This window comes from Caulobacter vibrioides (assembly GCF_002858865.1).
GTDB classification, from domain to species: domain Bacteria; phylum Pseudomonadota; class Alphaproteobacteria; order Caulobacterales; family Caulobacteraceae; genus Caulobacter; species Caulobacter vibrioides.
In genome coordinates this window covers 34687-60074 of the sequence record NZ_PJRR01000005.1, presented here as the reverse complement: position 1 = coordinate 60074, position 25388 = coordinate 34687, and the positions used below count along the sequence as shown (strand labels likewise).

The window sequence follows — 25388 nt, the reverse complement described above, 5'->3', positions numbered from 1 at the left end:
CGATCTCGAGCATTTTTGAGCGTGGCGGCCACGCTCAAGTCCCCCTCTCACCTCCTGCGGCCGCTGTGGAACCCCCACGGCGGCCAATTTTTTAGGGAGACGGCGCCTGTCCGGTTCGGGCGGCAGCCGCTAGCCTGAAGACAAGCCGGACACAGAGCCGGAACCGGGAGCGACCATGCAGGATAATCGGATCCGCAAGCTGGTGATCGTCGGCGGGGGCACCGCCGGCTGGATGGCGGCTGCGGCCCTGCGGCGGCACTTCCACGGCGGTCCGCTGGAGATCACCCTGGTCGAGTCCGAGGACATCGGCACGGTCGGGGTCGGCGAGGCGACCATCCCCACCATTCGCGGCTTCTACCAGCAACTGGGCCTGTCCGACATCGAGGTGATGCGGGCGACGCAAGCGACCTGCAAGCTGGGCATCCGCTTCAACGGCTGGCTGCGCGAGGGCGCCTCGTTCATCCACCCCTTCGGCCATTTCGGCCAGGACCTGCGGGGCGTTCCGTTCCACCACTATTGGCGCAAGCTGGCCCAGGCGGGCGAGCCCACCGACATCGCCGACTATTCGCTGGGCGCGTCGCTGGCCGCCGCCGGCAAGTTCATGGCCCCGCCGCGCAACCCGACCTCGACCCTGTCGGTCTTCGACTGGGCCCTGCACTTCGATGCGGGCCTCTTCGCCCAACTGATGCGCCGGGTGGCCGAGGACAACGGCGTGCGCCGGATCGAGGGCAAGATCACCAAGGTCAACCTGCGCCCCGAAGACGGCTTCGTCGCCTCGCTGGATCTGGAAGGCGGCGCGCGCGTCGAGGGCGATCTCTTCATCGACTGCTCGGGCTTCCGGGGGCTGCTGATCGAGGAGGCGCTGCACACCGGCTACGAGTCGTGGAGCGACCTTCTCTTCTGCGACCGCGCCTGGGCCGTGCAGAGCGAGGGGCAGGGCGACCCGCCGCCCTATACCGACGTCACCGCCCACAGCGCCGGCTGGCGCTGGCGCATCCCGCTGCAGCACCGCTATGGCAACGGCTATGTCTTCTCCTCGCGCCACCTCAGCGACGAGGACGCCCTGGCCGAGCTGAAGGCCGCCGTGCCCGATCCGCTGCTGCACGAACCGCGCCTGATCCGCTTCAATCCCGGCCGCCGCGAGCAGGTCTGGAACAAGAACGTCATCGCTCTGGGCCTCGCGTCCGGCTTCCTCGAACCGCTGGAGAGCACCTCGATCGCCCTGATCGAGACGGGCGTCGAGAAGATCAAGGCGCTGTTCCCCGACCGCGATTTCGCGCCCGAACTGGCCGACGAGTTCAACGACTGGTCCCGCCGCGAGATGGAGCGCGTGCGCGACTTCATCATCCTGCACTACTGGGCCAACAAGAGAGGCGACACCGCCTTCTGGCGCGACTGCAACGCCGTGACCCTGCCTGACACGCTGCAGCGCAAGATCGACCTCTTCCTCGGGCGCGGTCACTTCGTGCGCTATCGCTGGGAGATGTTCGCCCCGCCCAGCTGGATGGCGATCTATGCGGGCTTTGAGCTGCTGCCGCAGGCGGTCGATCCCAGCCTGGACGGCGTCGACCCCAAGGCGCTCAGCGCCCCGCTGGCCGAAATGCGCAAGGCCGTACGCGAGGTCGTCGCCTCGGCCCCGCCGCACCAGGCGTTCCTGGATCAGTATTGCCGTCCCGCGCAGGCCCAAGCCTCCAGCGCGGCGGAGTAGGACAAGACCATGACCACCACCCACCCCAACGCGCTTCGCAAGATCGTCATCGTCGGCGGCGGCTCGGCCGGCTGGATCTCGGCGGCGATGCTCAGCCACTACTTCCAGAACGGCGGCTGCGCGGTCGAGCTGATCGAGTCCGAGGAGATCGGCACCATCGGGGTAGGGGAGTCGACCATCCCGCCGTTCCTGCAGCTGCTGGCCAGCCTGGGCGTCGACGAGCGCGAATTCATCCAGGCCACCCAGGCCAGCTTCAAGCTGGGCATCCGCTTCGAGGACTGGAAGCAGAAGGGCCAGCGCTACTACCACCCGTTCGGCGCCATCGGCGGCCCGATCGGCCCGCACGAGTTCTACCAGTGCTGGCTGCGCGCCAAGGCCAACGGCCACCCCTCCAACCTTCAGGACTTCGCCCCCGGCACGGTGATGGCCGACCAGTGGAAGTTCATCCCGCCCATCAAGGCCCAGCGCACCCTGATCGCCGGGGCCAGCTACGCCCTGCATGTCGACGCGCGCCTGGTGGCCAAGTTCCTGCGCGACTATGCCGAGGCCCGGGGCGTCAAGCGCACCGAGGGCATCGTCACCGACGTGGTCACCCACCCCGACGGCTCGGTCGCCAAGGTGATCATGAAGGACGGCCGCGAGGTCGAGGGCGATCTCTTCATCGACTGCACGGGCTTCCGCTCGCTGCTGATCGGCAAGACCCTGGACGTGCCGTTCAACGACTGGTCCGACATGCTGTTGTGCGACCGCGCCGTCGTGGTGCAGACCGAAAACGTCGGCGCGCCGCACCCCTACACCGTGTCCAAGGCCGAAGACGCCGGCTGGCGCTGGCGCATCCCGCTGCAGCACCGGGCCGGCAACGGCTATGTGTTCAGCTCACGGCATCTGAGCGACGATGCGGCCCGCGCCACCCTCGTTGAGAACGTCGAGGGCCAGATGCTGATGAACCCGATGTTCATCGCCTTCAAGACGGGCATGCGCCAGCGCCTATGGCACAAGAACGTCGTCGCCGTGGGCCTGGCCGGCGGCTTCATCGAGCCGCTGGAGTCGACGGCCCTGCACCTCATCTATCGCGGCATGGACTTCCTGCTGCGGTTCTTCCCCGACCGCGACTTCGACCCGGCTCTGGCGGCCGAGTACAACCGCCGCATGACCGCCGACTACGAGGAAATCCGCGACTTCATCGTGCTGCACTATTGCACCACGCAGCGCGACGACACCCCGTTCTGGCGCGACGTCCGCAACGCCCCGATCCCCGACAGCCTGAAAGAGCGCATGGCGCTGTTCCAGGCCCAGGGCGTGCTGCGCGAAGGCGTCGACGACATGTTCCGCAACCCGTCCTGGCAGTCGGTGATGGAGGGCATGGGCGTGCGCCCGCGCCGCTACCAGCAACTGGTCGACACCGCGCCCTACGACGTCATCACCCAGACCCTGGACCAGTCCGCCCCGATCCTGGCGGCCCAGGTGGCGGGCCTGCCGAGCCATGGGGAGTTTCTGGAGAAGCACTGCCCGGCGCCGAAGCCGGAAGCGGTGGTCGCGCCGTTTGGGGCGGTGGCTTAGGGGGGCATCCCTTCAGCAAGCGGACCTTCAGCCCGGCTGCTTATGTCGAGCAGGGTCTAAGGAAGAACCGCTATGGCCGATTTCTACCTGTAGAGTTCGGTTCAGTAGCGACAATCAGCGCCCGGGACACTGATCAGGCTCTTCCGCAGACCGTTCACAAATTCGTTGCGGGCTGGACGAGATCAGAGCTTTGCCGACTGATGTCAGTTCAATGGAGTCAGGGGACTGGGGCCACTAGAGCGGGCGAAAGGTGCGGACATGTCTATCAAGCTGGCCTCTGCGGAGATTAGCCGGTTTTTGGCCTCATCGGACCCCGAGGTCCTTTGCATCCGCGGGCGATGGGGTGTCGGAAAGACGTTCGCTTGGAACCACTACCTGGACATAGCTGCGAAGATGAATGCGGTCTCGGTCGCCCGTTATTCGTACGTGTCTCTCTTCGGTCAGAACTCGCTATCAGACGTTCGCAGCGCGATTGTCGAGAACACCGTGCCGGTCGGTGACAAAAATGGTCCGAACATGGACTCGCTTGGCAAGATGGCGGAACAGGGAGCGCGCGGCCTCGCGAAACTTGCGAAGTTGATCCCTCAGGCGAAGGACTACGCTCCCCTCGGTGAACGCCTCATGTTCGCGATGCTCAAAGAGCAGATTATCTGCATCGACGACTTGGAGCGTGCCGGAACAGGGCTGTCCAAAATTGATGTTCTGGGACTGATCTCCGAGCTGAAGGAGCAGAAGCGTTGCAAGGTCGTCCTGCTTCTGAACTACGAAGAACTTGGTGCCGACCAGTCTAGCTTCGACGCCCAGATCGAGAAGGTGGCCGATACCGTCATTTCTTTCGACCCGACCCCCGAAGAGGCCGCCGACGTCGGCGTCGACCCCACGACGAGTTTTGCCGGCGACCTGTCGAAGCACTGCGCACTTCTCCGCATCACGAATATCAGGGTTATCAAGCGCATCGAGCGGCACGCACGCAGGCTGGAGATCCTAATCGGGGATCGCGATGCTCGAGTGCTCAAACAAGCTATCCACTCGATGACGCTCTTCGCATACGCGAAGTACCAGCCCAACATAGCGCCAAGCTTGGCCTTCATTCGCAAGTACAATCAGGTCGAAGATATTGCAGGGGGCGAGGGCCCAGTGAGCGACCCCGCTTGGCGTGGGCTGCTGACAGACTACGAATTCGGTAGGGTTGACGAGTTTGATCTACCCATCTTGGATGGTGTTGAGCGCGGCTACTTTGACGAAGTAGTGCTGCGCGAAAAAGGGCAGGCTAAAGAGGCCCAGCTGCAGCTTGAGGATCAGGACAGCTCGTTCAGCCAAGCATGGCGCCGCTATCATGACTCGTTCGACGACGACGCAGAGGCCGTGCTCGACGAGACGTACGCCGCCTTTAAGTCTTCAATCGCAGCGATTAGCCCACTTAACGTGGATGGAACGGCAAGGCTGTTTAAGGATCTCGGCCGGCCGGAGCAGAGTCGCGAGCTCGTCGAGTACTACGTCGCCAATCGAAATGAGCGTCGCGATTTCTGGAATATCCAGGAATACCCGTTCGGAGGTGATCTACGGGACCCGGACGTTTTGGCCCTTTTCGCGCAGAGATACGCCGCGATGGGTCCTGAGCAGTACGACGCTGGGGAATTGTTGGTACAAATCAGCCGCAATCGCGGCTGGAGCGAAAGCTACGTAGCATACCTCGCGACGCTTTCTGCGGACGATTACTACAATCTCTTCAAGGCCCTACGGGGGGACGATCTCGACCGAGCCACCCGCGAGGCTTTGCGCTTTCGGCATCGCGGTCCTGTAGGAAGCCCGGAGCAGACTATTGGAATCCGTGCCGATGAGGCGCTTGAGCGCATTGCCGCCGAGTCCGCCATAAACGCACGTCGCGTGCAGCACCGGCGAAGCCAAGCCTAACTTCGATCCTAGACTTGCCAGTATAGCGCCGGAGCCAACCGGAACTACACCCTGCACCAACACCCACCTACCCAAACGCCGCCGCCGCCGTCTCAATCGGCAGGTACAGCGTCCGGCTCTCCTCCGGATATTCCTCGAACTCGGCGCAGCGCAGGTAGAAGCGCCTCGCGGCACCGTCCTTGGCCTGGACCGGCGCCGCGCCGATGCCGATGCTCTGGGAGGCCACGGCGATCCGCCGCAGGGCGTCGGCCAGGAGGGCTGCGCCCAGCTCTCGCCCGGCAAGGGCGAGAAGTCGGCGCGCGATCCGATGAACGCGCAACCGCACACCTTGTGGCGGGCTTGGCAGGAGCGTCGCGCGTCTCCATCTCAGTTTGAAGTTCTGCCGTTCCGCAGCCTGTTAACCGTATCCTCTGACCCAGTTCACCCGCCCCATCACCGGAGATGAAGTCTGTGACCTCTCGCACTCGCGCGCTCGCCGTATCAGCCATCGCCCTGATGGGGGCCTTCGTCGTGACCGCGTCCGATGTGGCCGCCGCACAGACCTTGTCGCGTCCGGCTGAGGCCCCGAGCATCGCGCCGCGCACGGTCAACTTCTCCAACAGCGCCGTTAAGGCCGCGGGCGTGCTGGTTCTCCCCCTGTCAGGGGCGGGCGATCTCGCCAAGCGGGGCGCAGGTCTGGAGGCCGCGACACGACAGGCCATCGAACGCGCCTTGCGTTCGGCCGCCTTCGGCTATGGCGCGCGTCAGACCCTGACGCTGCGCGGTCTTGGTGATTGGGACCGCATCGTCGTCGTCGGCTTGGGCGCATCGGCCGCTGACCCGCAGTGGAGCGGCGCGGTCGTCGGGCGCGCCCTCGTCAGCGATCCCGCCCCGGTCACGGTCCTGACGGGCGGCCTGCCGGCTGAGACTGTGGCGGCCTTCGCCACCGGGATGGGCATTGGCCACTATCGCTCCGACCTCTATCAAGCGGGGCGTCGAAGCGCCGCTCCGGGTGGTCCCGTCACCCTCATCACCGACGTTCCGGACGCGGCGCGGTCTAGCTTCCAGGCGCGCGGCCTAGCGCTGGTCGAGGCCATGACATGGGCCCGCGATGTGTCGAACGAGCCCGCCAACGTCATCTATCCGGAAACCTTCGTTGATCGCGCGCGGGCGGCCTTCGCCGGCGTTCCGGGCGTGCGGATCGAGGTTCTGGACGTTCCGGCCATGGCGCGTTTGGGTATGGGCGCGCTCCTGGGCGTCGGCCAGGGTTCGGAGCGCCCGCCGCGTCTTTTGGTCGTCCGCTATCAAGGGCAAGGCGCCCCCGAGGGTGGTCCGATCGCCTTGGTCGGCAAGGGCATCACCTTCGACAGCGGCGGCATCTCCATCAAGGCGGCCGCCGGCATGGGCAATATGAAGATGGACATGTCCGGCGCGGCTGCGGTCACCGCTTCGGTTCTGGCGCTGGCCCGATCCAAGGCTCCTGTCGACGTGGTCGCGGTCGCCGCGCTCGCCGAGAACATGCCCGATGGCCGCGCGATCCGGCCGGGCGACGTCCTGACGGCCATGAACGGCAAGAGCATCGAGATCATCAACACCGACGCCGAGGGGCGACTGGTCCTGGCCGATGCGCTGGTCTGGACCGAGCGCAATCTGAAGCCGGCGGCCGTGGTCGACGTCGCAACCCTGACCGGGGCTGTCGGCGGGGCCTTGGGCGATGACTATGCCGGGCTCTTCAGCCGACACGACGCCTTGGCCGGGCAGCTCGAGGCTGCGGGGCGGGCCACGGGGGAACGCCTATGGCGACTGCCGCTCAACGCGTCTCATGGGACTGACATGTCCTCCACCATCGCCGATCTGAAGAACACCGGCGAAGGCGGTGGGGGCGCCAGCACCGGCGCTTGGTTCATCGGCGAGTTTGTGAGCCGAGACATCCCTTGGGCGCACCTGGATATCGCCAATATGGCCTGGAGCGGCGCGGGCGACTGGAGCGCGCCTGGCTCAGCGGGCTTCGCGGTCCGTCTGCTCGAACAGTTCGTGCGCGACTGGCGCCCCGTCGCTCGCGAGCCGGGCGCCGGGGGCGGATGACGTCGCTTTTGACGGGGCGCCGAAGCAACCTTCGGCGCCGCGTTTCCAGTTTCGGCGGTCCGCGTCCAGGCCTGGGACAGGGGCGGCGTCACTTGGCCAGCGGAACCGACAGGGTGTGATCGCCCGCCCCGAGGGACCGCGTCAGCGTCGGCAGGACGACCTCGGCGCGACTGTTCGCCGGGACGCGAACCTTCAGAACCGCCTTATCGCCCGTGACACGCCAGTCCGTCTCGATCCGTCCCCGGACGCTGTCGACGGTCGCGCCGGCCGACGGGAGGCGAGGATCGATCAGTGGGGCGACGCGGAACGCGCCAAAGCCCGGGGTGATGGGCTCGACGCCCGCCACCCGCCTGTACAGAAAGCCGCAGATGGCCCCCAGGGCGTAGTGGTTGAAGGAGTTCATCGACACATCGCCGGTGTCGCCGTTCCAGCGCTCCCAGGTCGTGGTCGCGCCCCGACGGACCATGTAGCCCCAAGACGGATACTCGGTGCGGAGCAAGAGGTCGAAGGCCAGGCCGGCATGGCCGTGATCGGCCAGGGCGTCCAGGGCCAGCGGCGTTCCCAGAAAGCCCGTCGACAGCAGGGTCCCACGGCGGCGAATGTCGGCGGCCAGGTGTTCGCCGGCGGCCTTCCGCAGAGGCTGGGGCGCCAGTCCAAGCCGAAGGGCCAGGATGTAGCCGGTGTGGCTGCCGTTGCCGACCGTGCCGTCGGCGCGGACGAAGGCCGAGGCGAAGGCGGCCTTGATCCTGTCGGCTTGGCCGCGCCAGGTTTTGGCCTCGGCGCTTCTGCCGGTCCAGGCCGCCATCTGGGCCAGTTGATCGACTGACCTGGCCAGCATCGCCGTGGCGATCAGGTCCTTGGGCGTGGTCTCGTCGCCTGGCCATTTGCCGTCCAGGGCCAACCAGTCCCCGAAGTCCGCGCCGCGACCGCGCCGCCACAGACCATCGGGGTTCTCGGCCAGCACGCCCGAGACATAGGCGCTCATGGCCGCCCAGTTCTCGTCGACGATGGAGCGGTCGCCCGAATGCAGATAGGCCACATAGGGCAGCATGACACCGCCGTCCGCCCAGCCCGGCGTGGGGGTCGTGGTTCCCCAGCCCAGGCCCCGAGGCGAGGGCGACCACATCGGATAGGCGCCGTTAGGGGCCTGATCATCACGCAGGGTGCGCGCGAAGCCTCGGGTGAAGCCGCCCACGTCCATGTTGAAGGCGGCGGTCTCCCAGAAGACCTGCGCGTCGCCGGTCCAACCCAGCCGCTCGTCGCGCTGGGGGCAATCGGTGGGGATCCCCATGAAGTTGGATCTCTGGCTCCACAGCGAATTGAGCCAAAGGTTCTGAACGAGCGGTTCGGCGGTGCGGAACACCCCGATCTCGGGCAGGTCGCTGGACAGCACCACGCCGTCGATCATGTCCCGGTCGAGCCCGGCGACGCCTTCGATCTCGGCGTAGCGGAAGCCCTGATAGGTGAAGCTCGGCTGCAGGGTTTCGGGGGCGTCGTCGCCGTTCAGGATGTAGCGATCCTCGGCCCTGGCCACCCGAAGGTTGCGGCGATCCAAGGCGCCCTGGCCGTCCAGGATCTCGGCGTGGCGAACAGTGACCTGGGCGCCTTTCGCTCCCTTGACCCGCAGGCGGACGCGCCCGGCGAAGTTCTGGCCAAAATCGACGATATGGCGGCCCGGTCCTACGGCGCGGATGGAGGCCGCCTTCAGGACGCGGGTTTCCCGAATGGGCTCGGACAGCAGCGCGCAGGGCGCGCCTTCCGGCGGCGGCGCCGTCCAGACCTTGCTCCACCCGCTGTCGTCGAACCCCGGCTCGGCCCATCCGCGCGGCCAGAGGCGCAGGTCATGGTCTTCGCCGGCATAGATTTCTGACATCAGGACCGGTGAAAGCGCATGCCGCCACTCGCCGTCGGTGGCGACGCGCTCGACCCGGTCGCCGCTGTCGCGGCTCTCAAGGAACAGCCGGACCCGGCGCGGGCCGGGACCATAGGCGTATCGACCGTCGGGAGCCTGGTAGCTGGCGAACGTTCCGTCCCCGACTATCAGACCCACGACGTTCTCGCCGTCGCGCAAGAGGTCGGTCACGTCGTAGGCGCGATAGGGAACGTGGCGGCGATAGGCGGCGGGTTCCGTCTGTAGCTCATCGTCCCCGACGCGGCGTCCATTGAGCCAGATGCGATAGCCGCCCAGAGCCGACACATAGAGCCTGGCCTGGGTCGGCGGCTTCGCAAGGGTGAAGGTGCGACGCAGCAACCGCGCGGGCGTGGGCGGCCAGGGGAAATGCGGTTGCGCCGTCCGGACAACGGCGGGCGTCCATGCGCCCGCCGCCTCGGTTTCCCAGCCGTCCACGATGCGCCGCGCCGCGCCGTCGGCGGCGAGCACGCGGACCTGGGCGCCCAGCGCCGCGCGTCCAGGACCCTCGCCTGGCCCCGTTGAGGTCACTTCGGCGATCAGTTCGTGGGCCCCGGCCTCCAGCTGGAGCGGGAAGCCGAGGGCTGGAGGGTCGCCATAGCCGTTGGGATCACGCCAAGGCAGCTCGATCGAGCGTCCGTCCAGGACGAGCTTGGACAGCTTGCCCTCGGCCATGATCGCCAGCCGTCCATCGCCGGCCCCGGACCGAAACGACAGTCGAAAGCGGCAGGTCTCGTGGGGCTTGGGCGTCTGGGTCTCCACCCAGCGCACGCCGGCCACGCGATCATCGCGCTCGTCGGCCGCCTCGACAGCCAGCCAGTCGCCGATCCATTCGGTTTGGTCGATGAGGCCCATCTCCCAGGTCGCCGGAGGGCTCCAGTCGGAGGCCCGCCCCGCCACGTCCCAGGCTCTCACGCGCCAGACGCAACGCTGGCGCGGCTTCAGCGGCGCGCCGCCATAGCGCACGCCGACCGACTCCGAACTCTTGACCCGACCGCTGTCCCAGAGGTCGGCGACACCCGCGTGAAGCTTCTCGGCCGTCGAGGCGACCATGATCTGGTAGGCGGACTGGACGGCGCCCGCCGGCCCTTCGAGCCGCCAGGACAGCATGGGTTGCGGGTCGTCGATCCCCAAGGGCTGACGCCGCATCGCTGTCCGCAAGCCGACGGCTCGCCAGCGAGAGGTCTGGCTCGCGCCGTCGGCCAGGGCGCCGCTCGTGACGGGCAAGCCCAGCAGAAGCGCTCGTCTATCGAGCTCGAACATGACTACGCCTCTCCCAGATCATGCCGCGCGCTCTGCCCGTCGCGGGTAAATCTCTCAATCAGCCCCGACTCACACCCGCTTCATGCTGATGATCTTCACCGGCGGGTTCAGGATTTGGCCCTTCATCGACGGCACGTTGGTCGGGCCGTCCGTCCGGCCGCTGAGGATCTTTTTCACGACGTCCATGCCTTCGACGACATAGCCGAACACCGCATAGCCCTGGGCGGCGTCGCTCTTGCCGGGCTTGGCGTCGAGATAGGGCTGGGGGCTGGCGCAGATGAAGAAGTCGGCGGTGGCGCTGCCGGGGGCGTCGCGGCCCATCGAGATGGCGCCGGTCTTGTGCTTGAGGCCGGTCTTCAGCGTGCTCTCGTGGGCGATCGGCGGAGCGCGGCGGGAATAGGGCTTGGGCTGGCCCTGGATCGAGCCCTGGCCCGGCGCGCCCTTGGCCCGGTTGGCGCGGAAGAACTGGCCGCCGTCGAAGCGGCGCTTGTCGACATAGTAGAGGAAGTTCTCCGCCGTGATCGGGGCCTTCTTGTCCTCCAACTCGACGACGATGGTCCCCTTGTCGGTCAGGATCGCCACGCGCGGCTTGCCGGCGGCGAGTGCGGGGGAGGCGGCTGCGACGAGCAGCGGGGCGGCGGCCAGGGCGCCGATCAGGGCGCGGCGGACGATCTTCGAAGCGGTCATGGCGGCTCCCTTGGTGTCGACGGGTGATCGCACGAGGGACGAAATTTGTCTCGCTCCCCATCACGGGGGAAGGGCGGCGCAGAAAAAAGTGACCGCTACCATAATTCCCCATCGCAAGACTGGCGTTCGCTGAGCTAGGGTTCGCGGGTTGGGGGCGACCGCAGATCACATGCGGCGTTTAAGAGGGAAGGGAAGGCGTATGGGGGCCAAAGGCCAAGCCGCTCCGGCCAAGGGGCGTGACACCATGGTCGTGGGGGCGTCGTCGCTCGGCACGGTGTTCGAGTGGTACGACTTTTATCTCTACGGCTCGCTGGCGCCGATCATCACCAGCCACTTCTTCTCGGGCGTCAATGAGACCACGGGCTTCATCCTGGCCCTGCTGGCCTTCGCCGCCGGTTTCGCGATCCGGCCGCTGGGGGCGCTGATCTTCGGGCGTCTGGGCGACCTGTGGGGCCGCAAGAACACCTTCCTGATCACCATGCTCCTGATGGGGGTCTCGACCTTTGTCGTCGGCCTTCTGCCGTCCTACGCCCAGATCGGCGTGGCCGCGCCGATCGCTCTGGTGCTGATGCGCCTGGTGCAGGGCCTGGCGCTGGGCGGCGAGTACGGCGGCGCGGCGACCTATGTGGCCGAGCACGCCCCGCCGGGGAAGCGCGGCTTCTACACCAGCTGGATTCAGACGACGGCGACGATCGGCCTGTTCCTGTCGCTGGCCGTGATCCTGGTCGCCCGCATCCAGCTGGGCGAGGAGGCGTTCAAGGCCTGGGGCTGGCGTATCCCGTTCCTGGTCTCGCTCCTGCTGCTCGGCGTGTCGCTGTGGATCCGCCTGAAGCTGCACGAGAGCCCGACCTTCGAGCGCATGATCGCCGAGGGCAAGGGCAGCAAGAAGCCGCTGGCCGAGGCGTTCGGCAACTGGCCCAATCTGAAGATCGTGCTGCTGGCCCTGGTGGGCCTGACCATGGGCCAGGCGGTGGTCTGGTACACCGGCCAGTTCTACGCCCTGTTCTTCCTGGAAAAGACTCTGAAGCTGGACGGGGCCCTGGCCAACACCCTGGTGGCGGTGGCGCTCTTGATCGGCACGCCGTTCTTCGTGATCTGCGGCTGGCTGTCGGACAAGATCGGCCGCAAGCCGATCATCATCCTGGGCTGCCTGCTGGCGGCGCTGACCTATTTCCCGATCTTCAAGGCGATCACCACCTACGCCAACCCCGCGCTGGCCAAGGCCGAGGCCACCGCCCCGGTGGTGGTGACGGCTGACACCGCCACCTGCGCCTTCCAGTTCGACCTGATCGGCAAGGCCAAGTTCAACACCCCCTGCGACGTGGCCAAGGCGTATCTGGCCAAGTCCGGGGTCAGCTACAGCGTGCAGGCCGCGCCAGCGGGAACGCCCACCGCGGTCAAGGTCGGCGACGTCACGCTGGAGGGACTCGATTCCAAGGGCGCGACCGGCCAGGCCTTCGCCGACGCCCGCAAGGCCTGGGAGGCCGACCTCGGCGCCCAGCTGAAAGCCGCCGGCTATCCGGCCAAGGCCGACGCCGCGCTCGTCAACAAGCCCGCCGTGATCGGGCTGCTGGCCCTGCTGGTGATCTACGTGACCATGGTCTACGGCCCGATCGCGGCGATGCTGGTCGAGCTGTTCCCGACCCGGATCCGCTACACGGCGATGTCGCTGCCCTATCACATCGGCAACGGCTGGTTCGGCGGCTTCCTGCCCACCACGGCCTTCGCGATCGTGGCGGCCACCGGCGATATCTATTCGGGCCTCTGGTACCCGGTGATCATCGCGGCGATCACGGCGGTGGTCGGCGGCCTCTTCCTGAAGGACACGCGGCACAACCGGCTCGAAGATTAGGCGAACACCCGAAAGCGCCCGGCGATGCGTCATCGCCGGGTTGCCATCGGCCGCCCTTTCGGCTTCGCTGAAGCTTGAGGGGAGCGTTGATGGCGCAAGAAGACGACGACCGGCGCGCCTGGTTCCGGCGGGAGATCCTGCCGCTGGAGCCCGATCTGCTGGCTTATGCCCGGCAGTTCTGCCGCGACGGACAGACCGATCCCGAGGACCTGGTTCACGAGGCCTTCGCCCGCGCGATCGCCTGTAAAACCTGGCGCGAGGTCGGCAATCCGGGTGCGTTCGCCACCCGCATCCTGCGCAACTGCGCGCTGGACGCACTGCGTCGTCGCAAGGTGCTGACCATCACAGCGGTGGCCGACTTCGACCGCATCGAGCCGCTGGACGAGGCGCCCAGCGCGCACGCCGTGCTCGAATCACGCGAGGAGCTTCGCCTGCTGGCCGACGCGATCGCGGAGCTGCCGACGCAGTGTCGTCGCGTCTTCACGCTGAGAAAAGTTTACAGCCTGTCGCCTGACGAGATAGCGGTTCGGCTGGGTCTGTCCGTCTCTACAGTCGAGAAGCATTTGGTGAAGGGTCTCCGATACTGTTCCGAAAAGTTGGGACGGCGTATCGGGCGTAAGATTAGAGTTGACGAAGGACGCTCATGGAGCGCGAGACGGGATCACGACGCGAAGCGGTAAGGCAGGCCGCCGCCCTCTGGGTGGTCCGGCTTGACGACGCTGCGTGTTCGGCCGCTGATCGCGCCGCCTTCGAGGCTTGGCGCGACGAAAGCCACGAACACGAAGCCGCCTTCGAACGCGAGGCCGCCGCCTGGACGCGGCTTGAGCGCCTGCGCGCCATGCGCCCGCCGGCCGAGCGGCCCGACCGCGACCTGCTGGCGCCCGAACGGCGCCCCGTGCTGTCGCGTCTTGGCCAGTCGACCTGGGCGCGGGGCATGGCCGCCGCCGCCGTGCTGGCCCTGTCGGTCGCGGGGGTGACGACCTTCGGTGGCGGTACGGCCTACGCCACGGCGATCGGCGAGCGCCGCGTCGTGGTGCTCAGCGACAACAGCCGGATCGAGCTGAATACCGACAGCAAGGTGCTGGTCCGCTACCGCCATGGCGTGCGCGAGGTGCGTCTGGTGCGTGGCGAGGCGGTGTTCGAGGCGGCCCGCGACGCTCGCCCCTTCGTGGTTCGCGCCCAAGACGCGGTCATCCGGGCCGACGAGGTCTCGGAACTGGCGGTGCGCTTGCGCGGCGACGGCGCGGCCGTGACCGTCAAGAAGGGCGCCGTCGCGCTCGATCCGCAGCCCGCCGAACCCAAGGACGAGATGCGCCTGAAGGCCGGCGTCGCTGCTGTCTACAATTCCACCGGAAGCCGCGCCCGCGCCATCTCCGAGGGCGAGATCGACCGCGTTCTGGCCTGGCGCCAGGGCGCGATCGCGCTGAACGGCCAATCGCTGGAGCAGGCCGCCGCCGAGTTCAACCGCTACAACCGGCAGCAGGTGCGGATCGTGGATCCCGCGATCGCGGGTCTGCGTCTGGCCGGCTATTTCCAGACGACCGAGCCGCGCAGCTTCGTCGACGCCGTCACCAACGCCTTCCCGGTCAAGGCGTGGGAAGATGCGGACGGTGATATCCGGTTGTCGCGCAAGGGATAGATATCTCGCCTCATAACCGGGTGTCATCCCGGAAGCCTCGGAGAGGCTATCCGGGACCCAGGGGGTGACGGAACGCTAGGCGCGCCGCCCCTGGGTCCCGGCTCTACCCCCGGCTTTCGCCGGGGTCCGGCCTGGATGACACGGTGAGATTCAGGCAAAAAAAGGTTCCTTCGGCACTGGCGGAAACCCGACATGCGTGCGTCGATCCTTCGAAGGCGGTCCTCCACGGGGATGGAGGCCGCTCCCGAGGGGTACATAAGAAAATGACCATCAACACTCGTCGCCGCGCGGTTCGCGGTTTCCTGATGGCGTCGGCCGCCGTCATGGTTCTGGCTGGTCCGGCGCTGGCGCAAGACGCTCGCCGCACCTTCAACATTCCGGCCGGTGACGCGGTGACCGCGCTGCAGGCCTTCGCCAAGCAATCGGGCAAGCAGGTGCTGTTCCCGTTCGAGGCCGCCTCGGGCAAGCAAACCCCGGCGGTGACCGGCGATCTCGCCGACGCCGACGCTCTGGGCCGTCTGGCCAAGGCCGCCGGCCTTGTCGTGCAGTCGGACGACGGCAAGACCATCACCCTGCGCCAGGCGCCGGCCGAACGCCCCCAGTCGTCTGGCGCGGGGGCCGGCGCGACGAGTGAAGAGGCTCAGATCGTCGAAGCGGTGATCGTCGTCGGCTCGCAGATCGAGGGCGCGCGCACGACGGGCGCCCTGCCGGTCACGGTGGTCGGCGAGCAGGACATCATCGCCACGGGCGCGGTCTCGGGCGATGAGCTTTTCCGTTCGATCCCGCAGGCCGGTGACGTGCAGTTCCAGGAAGCCCGCACGACCGGCAACCTGAACGACGCGCGCGGCGATGTGGCCTCGCTGAACCTTCGCAGCCTGGGCACCGGCAACACCCTGGCCCTGCTGAACGGCCGTCGCGCCGTGCTGGCGCCGGGCACCCAGACCGAGAACCTGGTGCCGGTCCAGACCGTCAACACCAACGCCTTCCCGGTCGCCGGGATCAGGCGCGTCGAGGTGCTGCTGGACGGCGCGGCCGCCATCTACGGCACCGACGCCGTCGCGGGCGTCGTCAACACCGTGCTCGACACCAAGTTCCGCGGCCTGCGGGTCGAGGGCCAAGTCGGCGGCTCCGAAGGCACCAGCTATCGCGAAGGGACCTTCAACGTGAAGGCCGGCACGCGTCTGGAAGACGGCACGCGCCTGACCTTCTTCGGCTCGTACACCGCCCGCAGCCGCCTGATGGCCAGCGAGCGCGACTACTCGGCCAGCGAGGATCACCGCGCCGCCATGGCCGGCACCGCCTGGGCCAATGACACCGCGTTCGACAACCGCTCGACCTCGAGCCCCTGGGGCGCGTTCACGCTGATCCCGGCCACCACGGCGCCGCGTCAGAACGGCGTGGCCCTGACCACCACCGGGGTGTTCCACATCGAACCGGTGTCCAACACCGCCGCCGGCTGCTCGTCGGTCACGCTCGCGGGCGACACCTGCATTCGGGCCGGGACCATCACGGGCGCCAACAGCCGCGTACTGCGCTACGACGAAAACCCGCAGCGCTCGCTGAAGGGCGGCCTTGAGCGGACGAACCTGTTCTCGACCGTCGAGCACGACTTTGGCGAGATCACCGCCTATGGCGAGGTGGGCTACTACCACGCGCTGTTCACCGGCAATCGCGAGCAGTCCGCGCCGCTCAGCACGGCCCCGATCAGCATCGCGGCCAACGCCTACTGGAACCCCTTCGGTCCGACGACCCTGGCCAGCGGCGCGGTCAATCCGAACCGCCTGTCGGGTCTGACCGGCGTGGCGACCACCGGCGTGGCGATGAACATCACCAACTACCGCCCGGTCGACGCCGGCGGCCGCACCTACACCGTGACCGACGACAGCTATCGCCTGTTGGGCGGCCTGAAGGGCGACTGGAACGGCTGGAAGTGGGACAGCGCGCTGCTGTACTCGCAGGCCCGCACCAAGGACATGACCCACAATGCGATCAGCAATACGCGCTTCCAGGCGGCGCTGAACCGCACCGACGCGTCGGCCTACAACCCGTTCAACGGTGGTTCGCTGACCAACTATTCGGGCGCGGACGCCACGCCCAACAGCCAGGACACGATCAACTCGTTCCTGATCAACGTCTATCGCATCAGCAAGACCTCGCTGGCCCTGGCCGACTTCAAGGTGTCCAAGAAGGACCTCTTCCAGCTGCCCGGCGGCGACGTCGGCTTCGCGGCCGGTGTCGAGGTTCGCCGCGAAACCTACGACGACAACCGCGACAGCCGCCTGGACGGTACGATCAAGTACACCAACACCGTCACCGGCCTGACCTACGCCACCGACGTGATGGGGGCCTCGGGCTCGCCCGACGTCTCGGCCGATCGCACGATCGCCTCGGCCTTCTTCGAACTGGCCGTGCCGGTCATCTCGCCCGAGATGAACATCCCGTTCGTCGAGGAGATCAGCCTGCAGATCGCCGCCCGCGACGAGCACTATTCGGACTTCGGCAACGTGCTGAAGCCCAAGGGCGCGATCCTGTGGACGGTCGGCCAGGGCCTGTCGCTGCGCGGCTCGGTCTCGCAGAGCTTCCGCGCGCCCAACCTGCCGCAGTTCTACAGCGAGGGCGCTTCGGTCTCGAACACCCGCACCGACTGGGCGGCCTGCCGGATCAACACCCCGACGGCCGCCACCTGCCCCAGCGCCAGCACCATCGAGATCCGTAGCGGTAACGACAACCTGAAGCCGGAAGAGGTCGACAACGCCAGCGTGGGCTTCGTCTATCAGCCGCGCTTCATCCCGGTGGAGTACGGCAAGCTGACCCTGACCACTGACTTCTGGTCGATCCGCCAGAAGGGCGTGATCGGCATTCTGGGCGGCGCCAACCAGATCGCTCTGGACTGGCTGCTGCGCCAGCAGGGTTCGTCCAACCCGAACGTCGTGCGCGACGCGCCGGTCGGAACCAATACGGTGGGGGCGATCAGCGCCATCAACGACACCTACATGAACCTGCAGCCGCGCATGGTTCAGGGCGTCGACTTCTCGCTGAGCTACGATCTGGACGACACGGCCTGGGGTGACTTCGCCCTGAACCTCAACGTCGCCAAGCTGCTGAAGTTCGACCAGTCGCCCAGCGCGACCGAGGCCCTGCTGCAGCAGGCCGTGGCCGCCGGCAAGCTCCCGGGCGTGACGGTCACCAGCGCCGGCAACCAGATCGGCCTGGGCGGCGCGCCGGAGTTCCGCGGCAGCGCGAGCATGACCTGGCGCAAGGACGGCTGGGGCGCGGGCGCCTTCGTGAACTACATCAGCGAAGTCTACGACACCGGCTCCACCCTGACCGGCGGCGAGTACTACCAGATGCCGCCCTGGATGACGGTCAGCCTGTACGGCCAGTACGCGTTCAAGGAAGGCCGCCTGGACGGCTCCACGGTGCGCGTCGGCGTCCGCAACATCGCCGACAAGGATCCGCCGGTTTCGTCCAACAACTTCGGCTACTACGGCTCGCTGTACAACGCGACCGGCCGCTACTGGTACATGAACTTCTCCAAGCGGTTCTAACCCCTGTCAGCGGGGCGGCCTTACGGTCGCCCCGTTCCTTCGCGCGTACCGTCTTGCGAGGTTCGACTTGAAACCCTTCCGCCTTCTCGCCGCAGCCGCCAGCGTCTTCGCCCTGGCGCTTTCGCCCATCGTCTCGTCCGAGGCGCTGGCCCAGAAGAAGCAGCTGCTGGAATATCCCAGCATCCGCTCACCGGTGGTGGGCGAGCGCGGCATGGTGGTCAGTCAGAACGCCATCGCCACCAAGGTCGGGGCCGACATCCTGCGTCAGGGCGGCAACGCCGTGGACGCCGCCGTCGCCACCGCCTTCGCCCTGGCCGTGACCCTGCCGCGCGCCGGCAATATCGGCGGCGACGGCTTCATGATGGTGCACCTGGCCAAGACCGGCGAGACCATCTTCATCGACTATCGCGGAACCGCGCCCAAGGCCGCCAAGCTCGAGACCTTCGTCGATGCGAACGGCAAGGAGATGGACGACGTGGCCTCGCGCGGCTATCGCGCGCCCACCGTCCCCGGCACCGTCGCGGGTCTTCATCTGGCCCACCAGAAGTATGGCCGCCTGCCCTGGAAGCAGGTGGTCGAGCCGGCCTATCGTCTGGCCGCCGACGGCGTGGTGCTGACGCCCGACGAAGCCTTCGTCTTCAGCTGGGGCAAGGAGCGCCTGTCCGAGAGCGAGGCGGGCAAGAAGGCCTTCTACAAGCCGGGCGGCGAGCTCTATCGCGCCGGCGAGATCCTCAAGCAACCCGAGCTGGCCTGGTCTCTGCGCCAGATCGCCGACAAGGGCGCCGACGCCTTCTATCGCGGCGAGATCGCCCAGCGCTTCGCCGCCGACATGAAGGCCCATGGCGGCCTGATCACCCTGGAGGATCTGGCGTCTTACAAGGCCGAGATCCGCCAGCCGCTGGTCGGAAGCTATCGCGGCCTGACGGTCAAGACCTCGCCGCCCGCCAGCGCCGGCGGCGCGACCCTCCTGGAAATGCTCAACATCCTGGAGACCTTCGATCTGAAGGCCACGGGGCTGGGCTCGGCCAAGACCCTGCACCTGCAGGCCGAGGCCATGAAGATGGCCTATGCCGACCGCTACAAGTATCTGGGTGACACCGACTTCGTGAAGGTGCCGCTGCAGGGCTTCACCTCCAAGGCCTATGGCGTCCAGCGCGCCAAGCTGATCGATCCGGACAAGGCCAGGCCCGCCAAGGAACTGGGCGCCGGCGATCCCTGGGCCTTCGAGAGCCCCAACACCACCCACTTCTCGGTGGCCGACGCCGAGGGCAATGCGGTCTCCAACACCTACACCCTGGGCGCTGATTTCGGCTCGGGCGTGATGGTGGCCGGCGCGGGCTTCGTGCTGAACAACCAGATGAACAACTACGCCCACGAGGCGGCCTGGCGGGCTCAGAAGGCCGGCGGGACGCTGCCGCCCAACGCCCTGCAACCGGGCAAGCGCGTGCTGTCGACCATGATGCCGACCATGCTCTTCAAGGACGGCAAGCCGTGGCTGATCACCGGCACGCCGGGCGGCAGCACGATCATCGACACGGTGCTGCAGGTCATCGTCAACGTCGTCGACTTCAAGCTGAACGTGGCCGAGGCCACCCACCAACCCCGCATCTTCCAGGACGCCAGCGACACCCTGCGCGTCGAGCCGAACTTCAATCCCGACACGGTGGCCATCCTCAAGGCGATGGGCCACCCGATAACCTCGGACGAGACCATGGGCTCAGCCCAATCGATCATGATCGAAAACGGTCTCTTCTTGGGCGGCGCCGATCCGCGTCGCCCCGGGGCCGAGGCGATCGCGCCCTGAGGGTCTACCTCCCCCCCTGATCCAGGGGACGCGATCCGTCGGCGCCGGAGCTGCCCCTCCGGCGCCGATCTTGTTTTTGGGGGGTAGGGCCGCAGCGAGCTGACGTGCCGGAGTCGCGGAAGGGTGGAAAACGGCCCGAGCCATTTGGCCCGAGGGGGTTCTCAGCGCAGAAAAACCGATCCCGCAATGCCGCCAACTAGGACGATGGCCATCATAACCAAGGCGTGGCGTGAAGAAGGGTGAGCCACATTAACGGTCCATCCAAGCGCTGGATTGAGCTTCGGAACAACCAGCCTCGGATCAGCGGGGTCGTTGTAAAATCCCCAAGCGGTGTATTTGTGCTGCATGGTCGAACAGCCTCATTCAGCGAGTGCTGCACCAGCACGCCTTAAATGGATCATGCGCGATCTTGTGCAACTGTAAATAGCTTTGTGGCAGGTCGTCCATCGCGGACGATCGTCCGCAATGGGTCGTGACCAGTCTCCACCACTCCTTCAGAAACCCGACCTTCCCGGCGAAGGCCGAGATCCAGATCGAGCCCATAGCCGCTTGCAGCCTCCCTGCGTCCTTCGAGGCTCGCCTGCGGCTCACACCTCAGGATGAGGAAGTCTGTTGCTGAACACCTCATCCTGAGGTGCGCGCTCTTGAGCGCGCCTCGAAGGACGCAGGGCGCCAAGGTCTGACTAGGGGCGTGAGCGTAGCTTGGCTGCTTTCCCACCGCGCCGACCTTCCTGGCGAACGCCGGGTGGCGGTGCGGTGGATGGCCTTAAGCTCTACTTCCGGCTCACCGCCGGCCCATACAGCAGGCCGTTGAACAGGAACTTGAACGTCCCCCACGACTGGGCGCGCTGGGTGATCTCGGGGCCGAAGGCGAAGAGCTTGCCCTTGCCGAGGGTGATGTCGAGCATCGCCGTCGAGCCCTTCAGCTTCTCCTGGCCGACCGCCCAGCCGCTGCGCAGGGGCTTGTCGCTGTCGAACCACGAGACCCGCGAAATCCCCTTGGCGTCGCTCTTGATCGTGAAGGTCGGGCTGCGGTCGAAGAACACGTCGACCTCGTCGCCCGCGCCATAGGCCAGCGGCTGTTTCGGATCGACCTTGGCCCGCAGCACCGCGCCGGGGATGTAGAGCTCGCGGGTCGAGAAGGCCTTGAGCTGGCCGTTCTCGGTCTTGGCCGTGGCCACCTCGACGGGTGCGCCGAGCGCGGTGGCCAGGCGCGTCGAGGCGCCGATGGCTACGACCGTGCCGCCGCCCTTCACGAACTCGGCGATCTTCGGCACCGTCTTCTCGTCGGTCACCCGGCCCAGCCATGACCGGTACTCGGCCGGAATGTCTTCGGCCTTGGGTTGGGCGCCGCCGCGACCGGCGCGGAACGGGCCGTCGGCGGGCGCGGGCGCCACGCCGTCGGCGAAGACCAGCACGTCGAAGTCCTTGCCGATGTCGCCGGCGTCCAGGCGCTGAGGATAGACGACCTGGAAGGGCGCCTCGAACTGCTCGAACATCCAGCGGTTCCAGCCCGACGGCATCGAGCCGCCATAGACGTCGACCAGACCCACGCGGATCGGCTTCAGCGCGATGGTCGCGCCCGAGGGCTTGGCGGCCACGGCAAAGGCGTCGACGCCCAGATCCTTGACGCTCTTGTCGATCACCGCCTTGGCGGCGGGCGAGGCGGGGACCCAGATCGCGCCGGGGCCGAAGGTCTTGCCGCCCGCCTTGGCGCCGTCCTTGACCCACTGGACCTTGGCGCCGGCCTTCAGCAGGCGGTTGGTCAGGGTGAAGCTGGCGTTGGTCTCGTGGCTGATCAGCCACCCCGCGCCGCCCGCGCCCTTCACCGAACCCGGCGTGACCTTGATCAGGTCGGGAACGCGCTTGGTCGGAGCCTCGAAGGCGTCCAGCACGCGGTCGAACTTGACGCCCATCTGGTAGGCCAGGGTGTAGCCGGTGACGTCATAAGGCGCCTTGGGCGGACCGCCCGGATACTCGGTGTCGTGCGGATGGTCCTGCGGCTCGAACATGTCCATCACGTGCGGGCGATAGGCCTGGGCCGTGCGCACCACGTAGGAGCCGGCCGGATAGGCCTTGCCGGCGACGGTGAAGGCCTTGTCGGCCACCTCGACGTCGACGCCCGCCTTGATCAGCGCGTTCAGGAAGGCGACCACGGTGGGCATGTCGGCCTGGTCGGCGGGCAGGATGAAGCCGCGCGGATCACGCTGCTCGGGCGCCTGCATGATGGTCTTGTAGAGCGAGGGATCCGCCGATCCGCCGCGCGCGCCCGCCAGGGGCTTGTCCTTGCCGGCGGCGATCAGCGCCTCGACCTTGGTCGGGGTGATCGTCCAGGTGTCGCGGCTGCCGCGCTTGATGCTGTTGTCGCCCATCTTCCAGATGTTGAAGAGCAGGCGCTCGCGGTTGCGCGAGGCGTAGTCCAGCACCGAGCGGTTCAGGCTGGTCTGGTAGTCGAGCGTCTGCTGCAGGCGCCAGGTCTGAGGCGCGATCGGCGCGGGCCGGTCATTGCTGGGCAGTTGCACCTCGGGCACCAGATTGATCGTCGTCGGGGTCGGGCCGCCGGCGATCTCGGTCAAGAGGCCGATCGAATTGTGGAAATAGGCGATCGAGCGCTCCATCCCGTTGTGCCAGGTGGAGTAGGGGGCGGCGCTGCGCGCGCCCGTGCCGGGCTTGTCCTCGGCCACCAGGCGGCTGTGCATGGCCATGCCCACTTCCTGCAGCATGGTCATGACCAGCGGGTCGTAATTGTGGTTGGCCGGATCGCGGAACGGCGGCACGAACACCACCATGCCGTTCGGCGCGGTCTGGTGCTGGTTGTAGACGATCTGCGGGAACCACTCGCGGAACAGCTGGCGGTTGATGTTGGTCGTCTCGGCCATGGCCGACATGAAGCTGTCGCGGTTGTTATCGTGGCCGATGTACTTGTGGTACAGGCGCGGCAGCGAGCCGAACTCCCGCTTCTTGGGATCCTCGTGGCGCATGTACCAGTCGGAGATCATCTCCATCCCGTCGGGATTGTCGTGCGCGAACAGGATGATGCAGTCGTCCAGGAACCGCTGGGTCTCGGCGTCCGTCGCGGTCAGCATCTGGTGGATGACCTGCAGCTGGCCTTGCGAGGTGACGGTCTCGTTGGCGTGCAGGCCCGCATCGATCCAGACCACGGCCTTGCCTTCTGCGGCCAGCTTGCGCGCCTCGGCCTCGCTGACGCCTTCGGCCTTGGCCAGCTTGCGGGCGATGGTCTTGTACTGGTCCAGCTTGGCCAGGTTGGCGGGCGACGAAACGATCGCCATCCACATCGACCGGCCTTCCTCGCTCTTGCCCATGTCGACCAGCTTCATGCGGTCGGACTTGGCGGCCAGCGCCTTCAGATAGGCCTCATAGGCGGTGTAGTCGGCCAGGAAGTAGTCGCTGCCGACCGGCTGGGCGAAGGCCGTGGCCGGGGAGGGGAGATCGTCCGCCCAGGCTCGCGCCGTCCCGCCGCCTATCGCGCTGAACGCCAGCACCACCCCGAGGGCCGCCCCGGCCATCGCTGCATGTCGCTTCATTGGTCTCGCCCCATCCATCAGCAGCGCAGCTCTGCGCGCTCATCCTCGCTAGTTGACGAAGGAGGATCGGATTTCCGCCTGCTAGGCAACCAAAGCGCTCGCCCATTTTTTGCCTGATGCGCCGGGCTTGCGGGGAGGCAATTTGGCCGTAACAAATATCGCGGCCAAACGAACCGCTCGCCCGAGACCGCGCCAGTGACCCAGCACCGCATCTACACGACCAGCTTCGCCAGCGTTTATCCGCTCTATGTCGCCAAGGCCGAACGCAAGGGCCGCACCCGCGCCGAGGTCGACCAGATTCTGCTGTGGCTAACCGGTTTCAGCGCCGTCGAGCTTGAAGCTCAGATCGCCGCCAAGTCTGACTTCGCCACCTTTTTCGCTGTGGCCCCGATGCTGAATCCGGCCAGGTCCGAGATCAAGGGTGTCGTGTGCGGCGTGCGCGTCGAAGCGGTCGAGGAGCCGCTGATGCGCGAGATCCGCTACCTCGATAAGCTCATTGACGAGCTGGCCAAGGGCAAGGCGATGGACAAGATCCTGCGGCGGCCGGGATAGAGGCGGCGGCGGAAGGGCTCAGATCGCCGAGCGCCTGGCCAACTCAGTCCGGCGCGCGGCCACCTCGCTGCGGGCGCGTTCGAGCGCGTCGATCTCGGTGGCGGTCAGCAGGTTGTCGATCACCCGGCCCAGGTGTTCGCGCATGGCGTTGCGGGCGCCGGCGGGATCGCGCGCCTTGAGGGCCAGCAGGATTTCCTGGTGGTCGTCGATCCGGGGGCGCACGCCCACCTGACGAGCGCGCTCCAGCATGGCGCGGCAAAGGGGCGACTTGTAGCGCAGGTCCCAGAGGTTCTCGACCACGGTGACCAGGGCGCTGTTGCGGCTGGCGCGAGCGATGGTGACGTGGAAGCGGCGGTCCGCGCGCTCGCCCTTCACATTGGCGTCGTTCTCCACGACCATCTCGTCCATGATCTCGGTCAGCTCCGCCAGTTCCTGGTCGGTGATGGTGGCGGCGGCCAGGGCGGCGACCTCGCCCTCGATCAGGCGGCGGGCCTCGGTCAGCTCGAAGGCGCCGATGTCGAGCTCGGGCGCCGGGGTCTCGGGACGCGGCGCGTCGGTGACATAGACGCCCGAGCCGTGGCGGGCCTCGACCAGGCCGCGGATCTCGAGCGCGATCATCGCCTCGCGCACGGTGGGGCGACTGACCTTGAAGTCTTCGGCCAGATCGCGTTCCGACGGCAGGCGCTGGCCGGGCTTGTGGGTTCCATCGCGAATGGCGTCAGCGATGGCGTTTGCGACCTGCTGGTAGAGTTTCTTTGTTTCGGCCGTCGATGTCGTCATGTGTCCGCGATCCCACCAACGCAACGTCGGCGCACGCGAATCCTATTGTATGACCGGGCGCGGCGCCACCGTTGGCGCGCTCGGCTCACGCCCGGCCGCCACAGGATCAGGCCGGACCTACCCGGAATGCGCACAGCTTGTTGCCGTCGAGGTCGCGGAAATAGGCCGCGTAGAAGGCCTGGGGACCGTCATCGCCGCGCACGCCTGGGGCGCCTTCGCACTGGGCGCCCAGGCTGATGGCCTTCTCGTAAAGCGCATCGACCTTGGCGCGCTCGTCGACCACCAGGGCGATCATCGTGCCGTTGCCGAAGGTGGCCGCTTCGCCATTGTAGGGCTTGCCCACGCCGAACATCGGCTTGGTCCAATCGGCGCCCCAGGCGCAGCCGCCGGTCGGAAACTCCATCAGGCGCTTGACCCCGATCGCGGCGAACAGGTCGTCGTAGAACGCCTTGGCCTTGTCCAGGTCGTTGCTGCCCACCAGGGTGTAACCGATCATGCCGCTTCCTCCATCGCGTCGCGTTGCTGGAGAGTGACCCAGGCGAGGCTTTGCAGCCACAGGAATT

At 67.2% G+C, this 25388-nt stretch carries 15 protein-coding genes and 2 pseudogenes; 10 read left to right on the top strand and 7 right to left on the bottom strand.

Annotated features, from left to right (window positions below; genetic code table 11):
• The first annotated feature begins 175 nt into the window (after nucleotides 1–175).
• The 3 genes from CVUC_RS01790 to CVUC_RS01780 all read left to right on the top strand — a co-directional run bounded on the left by CVUC_RS01790 (nucleotide 176) and on the right by CVUC_RS01780 (nucleotide 5182).
• A complete protein-coding gene (locus tag CVUC_RS01790; protein ID WP_096032745.1) occupies nucleotides 176–1708 on the top strand; it encodes a tryptophan halogenase family protein in 1533 nt (510 codons plus the stop codon).
• A 9-nt stretch (nucleotides 1709–1717) separates the two neighbouring features.
• A complete protein-coding gene (locus tag CVUC_RS01785; protein ID WP_096032746.1) occupies nucleotides 1718–3268 on the top strand; it encodes a tryptophan halogenase family protein in 1551 nt (516 codons plus the stop codon).
• Nucleotides 3269–3526: 258 nt separating this feature from the next.
• The gene (locus CVUC_RS01780; protein WP_096032747.1) at nucleotides 3527–5182 is read left to right on the top strand and encodes a hypothetical protein; all 1656 of its coding nucleotides are present in this window, start codon (nucleotides 3527–3529) and stop codon (nucleotides 5180–5182) included.
• 67 nt (nucleotides 5183–5249) lie between these two features.
• On the opposite strand, the pseudogene CVUC_RS01775 reads toward CVUC_RS01780, so the two are convergent.
• Nucleotides 5250–5615 (bottom strand): annotated as a pseudogene (locus tag CVUC_RS01775) (acetyltransferase).
• 17 nt (nucleotides 5616–5632) lie between these two features.
• On the opposite strand from CVUC_RS01775, the gene CVUC_RS01770 reads away from it, so the two are divergent.
• A complete protein-coding gene (locus tag CVUC_RS01770) occupies nucleotides 5633–7246 on the top strand; it encodes a leucyl aminopeptidase (RefSeq protein ID WP_164468080.1) in 1614 nt (537 codons plus the stop codon).
• 88 nt (nucleotides 7247–7334) lie between these two features.
• On the opposite strand, the gene CVUC_RS01765 is transcribed toward CVUC_RS01770, so the two are convergent.
• Together CVUC_RS01765 and CVUC_RS01760 are read right to left on the bottom strand one after the other, a co-directional pair.
• Complete coding sequence (locus CVUC_RS01765) at nucleotides 7335–10418, bottom strand: glycoside hydrolase family 78 protein (RefSeq protein ID WP_096032749.1); 3084 nt, start codon at nucleotides 10416–10418, stop codon at nucleotides 7335–7337.
• Between the two features lie 69 nt (nucleotides 10419–10487).
• Nucleotides 10488–11105: a peptidylprolyl isomerase gene (locus tag CVUC_RS01760; protein ID WP_010918863.1), complete on the bottom strand. Its 618-nt coding sequence runs from the start codon at nucleotides 11103–11105 to the stop codon at nucleotides 10488–10490.
• A 199-nt stretch (nucleotides 11106–11304) separates the two neighbouring features.
• Between CVUC_RS01760 and CVUC_RS01755 the strand changes: the two genes are divergently transcribed.
• The 5 genes from CVUC_RS01755 (at nucleotide 11305) to ggt (ending at nucleotide 19948) form a co-directional block, all read left to right on the top strand.
• The gene (locus tag CVUC_RS01755) at nucleotides 11305–12957 is read left to right on the top strand and encodes an MFS transporter (protein WP_096032750.1); all 1653 of its coding nucleotides are present in this window, start codon (nucleotides 11305–11307) and stop codon (nucleotides 12955–12957) included.
• An 86-nt stretch (nucleotides 12958–13043) separates the two neighbouring features.
• Entirely contained in the window at nucleotides 13044–13637 is a 594-nt protein-coding gene (locus tag CVUC_RS01750) for an RNA polymerase sigma factor (protein WP_024265652.1), read from the top strand.
• On the top strand, nucleotides 13601–14596 hold the full coding sequence (locus CVUC_RS01745) for a FecR family protein (protein WP_096032752.1): 996 nt from the start codon (nucleotides 13601–13603) through the stop codon (nucleotides 14594–14596). The genes CVUC_RS01750 and CVUC_RS01745 overlap by 37 nt, the downstream gene beginning before the upstream one ends.
• A 263-nt stretch (nucleotides 14597–14859) precedes the next feature.
• Complete coding sequence (locus CVUC_RS01740) at nucleotides 14860–18144, top strand: TonB-dependent receptor (protein ID WP_096032753.1); 3285 nt, start codon at nucleotides 14860–14862, stop codon at nucleotides 18142–18144.
• A gap of 67 nt (nucleotides 18145–18211) precedes the next feature.
• Complete coding sequence (gene ggt, locus CVUC_RS01735; RefSeq protein WP_096032754.1) at nucleotides 18212–19948, top strand: gamma-glutamyltransferase; 1737 nt, start codon at nucleotides 18212–18214, stop codon at nucleotides 19946–19948.
• 161 nt (nucleotides 19949–20109) lie between these two features.
• Here ggt and CVUC_RS20745 read toward each other — a convergent pair whose 3' ends face one another.
• Nucleotides 20110–20295: a DUF5808 domain-containing protein gene (locus CVUC_RS20745; RefSeq protein ID WP_101685776.1), complete on the bottom strand. Its 186-nt coding sequence runs from the start codon at nucleotides 20293–20295 to the stop codon at nucleotides 20110–20112.
• A gap of 426 nt (nucleotides 20296–20721) precedes the next feature.
• Nucleotides 20722–23582: pseudogene (locus CVUC_RS01720) on the bottom strand (M14 family metallopeptidase).
• A 106-nt stretch (nucleotides 23583–23688) separates the two neighbouring features.
• Here CVUC_RS01720 and CVUC_RS01715 point away from each other — a divergent pair.
• Nucleotides 23689–24045 carry a DUF2200 domain-containing protein gene (locus tag CVUC_RS01715; protein WP_096032756.1) on the top strand — a complete coding sequence of 119 codons (357 nt, stop codon included), beginning with the start codon at nucleotides 23689–23691 and terminating at the stop codon, nucleotides 24043–24045.
• Between the two features lie 18 nt (nucleotides 24046–24063).
• Here the strand turns inward: CVUC_RS01715 and CVUC_RS01710 are convergent, their stop codons facing one another.
• Together CVUC_RS01710 and CVUC_RS01705 are read right to left on the bottom strand one after the other, a co-directional pair.
• Entirely contained in the window at nucleotides 24064–24825 is a 762-nt protein-coding gene (locus CVUC_RS01710; RefSeq protein WP_096032757.1) for a FadR/GntR family transcriptional regulator, read from the bottom strand.
• A gap of 106 nt (nucleotides 24826–24931) precedes the next feature.
• On the bottom strand, nucleotides 24932–25321 hold the full coding sequence (locus CVUC_RS01705; protein WP_096032758.1) for a VOC family protein: 390 nt from the start codon (nucleotides 25319–25321) through the stop codon (nucleotides 24932–24934).
• Between the last annotated feature and the right edge of the window lie 67 nt (nucleotides 25322–25388).